This window comes from Pedococcus sp. NPDC057267 (assembly GCF_042668795.1).
In the GTDB taxonomy this organism is placed as follows: Bacteria; Actinomycetota; Actinomycetes; order Actinomycetales; family Dermatophilaceae; genus Pedococcus.
The window spans coordinates 1-3,064 of the sequence record NZ_JBHUYG010000175.1 but is presented as its reverse complement, the minus strand read 5'-3'; the positions used below and the strand labels follow the sequence as shown (position 1 = coordinate 3,064).

Annotated in this window: 3 protein-coding genes; 2 read left to right on the top strand and 1 reads right to left on the bottom strand. The window is 73.4% G+C overall.

What is annotated here, in order from left to right; all coding sequences use genetic code 11:
• The coding region (locus tag ACFUC1_RS20450) for an Ig-like domain-containing protein (protein WP_379123124.1) at positions 1 to 1,414 on the top strand (1,414 nt) is incomplete at its 5' end.
• Between the two features lie 10 nt (positions 1,415 to 1,424).
• Positions 1,425 to 2,471 (top strand): alkaline phosphatase family protein, encoded by a 1,047-nt coding sequence (locus tag ACFUC1_RS20445; RefSeq protein WP_379123122.1) that lies wholly within the window; start codon positions 1,425 to 1,427, stop codon positions 2,469 to 2,471.
• Between the two features lie 127 nt (positions 2,472 to 2,598).
• Here the strand turns inward: ACFUC1_RS20445 and ACFUC1_RS20440 are convergent, their stop codons facing one another.
• Positions 2,599 to 2,943, bottom strand: coding sequence for a metallopeptidase family protein (locus ACFUC1_RS20440; protein ID WP_379123126.1), 345 nt, complete (start codon positions 2,941 to 2,943; stop codon positions 2,599 to 2,601).
• Positions 2,944 to 3,064 lie beyond the last annotated feature (121 nt).

Sequence of the window (3,064 nt, the reverse complement as noted above, 5' to 3'; positions counted from 1 at the left end):
GTCCCCATGGGGGCCTGACGCGGTCGCGACCGCCTGGCCGATCACGGGCGCCGACGGCCAACCGGACGGGGTCGTGCGGCGTCTGACGGGGTGGACCACGGCGCACTGCGCGCGCGGCCCGGCCGAGACAGGACACGAACGCGAGGAACGCGCCCGGCGGGTGCGAGCACAGGAGCAGCAAGTGGTGGGTAGGACTCTTCGGGTACGCCGACAGCTCGTCGCGGCGGCCGCCGTGGCCACGGCAGCTGCCCTGGTCGCCGGGTGCTCCGCGGCGGCCAGCGGGCAGTCGGCGCAGGGCGTCCCCGGCGGCTCCTCCTCGTCGTCCTCGTCCAGCTCCAGCAGTGCCACCGTCGTGCCGGCCGACCTCTCGGTCACGCCCGCCGACGGCACCACCGGGGTCCTTCCGAGCTCCCCGGTGGTGGTGCAGGCCAAGTCCGGGACGCTCACGTCGGTGACGGTCAAGGCCGCCGACGGCCGGCCGGTCCAGGGCTCGCTCGAGAACGGCACCTGGACGTCCACGGGGCGTCTCGTCCCCGACACCGCCTACACGGTCTCGATGACGGCAACCGGGTCCGACGGCACCCCCGGCACGAGCACCTCCAGCTTCCACACGCTCAAGCCGGCCGTGACGGCGACCTACGGCATCCTCTACTCCGGCCAGACCGTGGGGATCGGCATGCCGGCGTCGATCCAGTTCGACACGCCCGTGTCGACGAAGGCCGAGCGCGCAGAGGTCGAGAAGCTCGTCACGGTGACGACCTCGCCCAAGGTCGAGGGCCACTGGGGCTGGCTCGACAACCGCCAGCTCATGTGGCGTCCGGTGAGCTACTGGAAGCCCGGGACCACGGTGACGATCAAGGCACCGCTGACGGGCGTGCAGACCGGCCCGGGCAAGTGGATCGCCAACGACGACAGCGCGAGCTTCACGGTGGGCTCGGCGATGATCTCGACCGTCGACATCGCCCACCACGTCATGACCGTCACCCAGAACGGCAAGGTCCTGCGCACCATCCCGATCAGCGCTGGTCGCCCGGGTCCGCAGACGGAGACCCGATCGGGGATCAAGGTCATCATCCGCAAGGAGGGGACCGTGGTCATGGACTCGACGACCATCGGGATCAAGAAGGGCGACCCCGGGTACTACAAGATCACGACGCAGGACGCCATGCGGGTCACCTGGACGGGGGAGTACCTCCACTCGGCGCCGTGGTCCGTCGGCTCGCAGGGCAGCACCAACGTCAGCCACGGGTGCGTCAACATGTCGCCGAGCGAGGCCGCGTGGATGTACGGCGTGTCCAAGGCGGGCGACGTCGTGGTCTTCACCGGGTCCAGCCGGGTCTTCCAGCCGACCGAGGGCATCGGGGTCTGGCAGTACTCCTACGCCGACTGGGTGAAGCAGAGCGCCCTCGTCTGAGGCGCCCGGAGTGAGCCGCCCTGACGGTCGCGCCGCGGGGACCGGCCCCGTCCGGCGCGGCCGGGTCGCCCGACGGCTCCACGGAGCAGGCCTGGCAGCCCTGGTGGCCCTCGGCGCGGGCTGCGCCGGTGGTTCACCCGACCGCGTCGGGAACACCTCCACGCCGGCGCGCACGACCGCGTCAGCGTCGCCGTCGACGGGTGTCGGCCCAGGCCGCCCGACGACGGCACCCACCGGTGCGACTCGGTCGACCGGGGCGACGTCCGTCGGCACCTCCGCGGCCCCCACCAAGCTGCTCGTGGTCGTCATGGAGAACCACTCGCTGTCCCAGATGCGAGCCCAGATGCCGTACACCGAGGCGCTCGCCCAGCGGTACGGCTACGCCACCGGCTGGTCGGCGGTGCGCCACCCGTCGCTCCCCAACTACCTGGCCATCGCCTCGGGCAGCACCCACGGGGTCACGGACGACGCGCCCCCCGCGCAGCACCCCCTGACCGGGGCGACCGTCTTCGGCCGCGCGCTGGCTGCCGGCTCGACCGCTGCGGTCTACGTGGAGGGCATGGGTCGCGCGTGCCAGCCGGTTCCGGGCGGCCGGTATGCCGTCAAGCACAACCCCTGGGCGTACTTCCCCGCGGAGCGGGCGGCCTGCGACCGCCACGACCTGCCGCTCGACGCGTTGCCGGCGGCCATCGCCGGCGGGACGCTCCCTGCCGCCGGCATGGTGGTTCCGGACCTGTGCCACGACGCGCACGACTGCGCCCTCGGCGTCGCCGACGACTGGTTCCGGACGTGGATGACGCGCATCGAGGCGGGACCCGACTGGCGCTCGGGCCGGCTCGTCGTCGTGCTCACGGCCGACGAGGACGACCAGTCATCCGGCAACCGGGTGCTCACCGTGGTGGCGCACCCGTCACTGCACCACGTGGTCGTGTCGGCGCCGCTCGACCACTACTCGCTCACCCGGCTCTACGCCGAGGTGACGCGCACCGACCCGCTGGGGCGCGCGGCCGGGGCTGCCTCGATGGCGGCGGCGTTCCGCCTGTCCCTGCCTCGCTGACGGCGCTGGGGCTGTCCCCGCCTCGCTGCCGGCGGTGGGGCTGTCCCCCCTGCCTCGCTGACGGCGGTGGGGCTGCCGCTGCCTCGCTGGCGGCGCCGGGGCTGTCCCGCGCCGGGCCGGGCAGCCGTCAGCCCCAGCCCAGCTCGTGCAGCCGGTCGTCGTCGATGCCGAAGTGGTGGGCGATCTCGTGGACCACGGTCACCGCGACCTCCTCGACGAGCTCGTCCCTGGTGTCGCACATCCGCGTCAGCGGCCCCCGGAAGACCGTGATGCGGTCGGGGAGGGCGCCCGTCGCCCACGCCTCACCGCGCTCCGTGAGGGGCACGCCCTCGTAGACGCCCAGGAGGTCGGGCTCGTCGGCCGGCGGCTCGTCCTGGAGGAAGATGACCACGTTGTCCATCAGGCGCAGCAGCTCGGCCGGGACCCCGTCGAGGGCAGCGTCCACCGCCTGCTCGAACTCCGCGCGCTCCATCTCCACCACGCACCCAGCCTGCCACGGCAACTGCGCCCGCGAGACGGGCCATCCGCCCACAGGCCGGGTCCACACGCCCGCGGACGCGGCCCAGAACGCCGCGTGCCCCCCGCTCGAGGGG

Excerpts from the sequence above, each read along its gene's own strand:
- ACFUC1_RS20440 (WP_379123126.1), bottom strand. The coding sequence starts at position 2,943 with ATGGAGCGCGCGGAGTTCGAGCAGGCGGTGGACGCTGCCCTCGACGGG.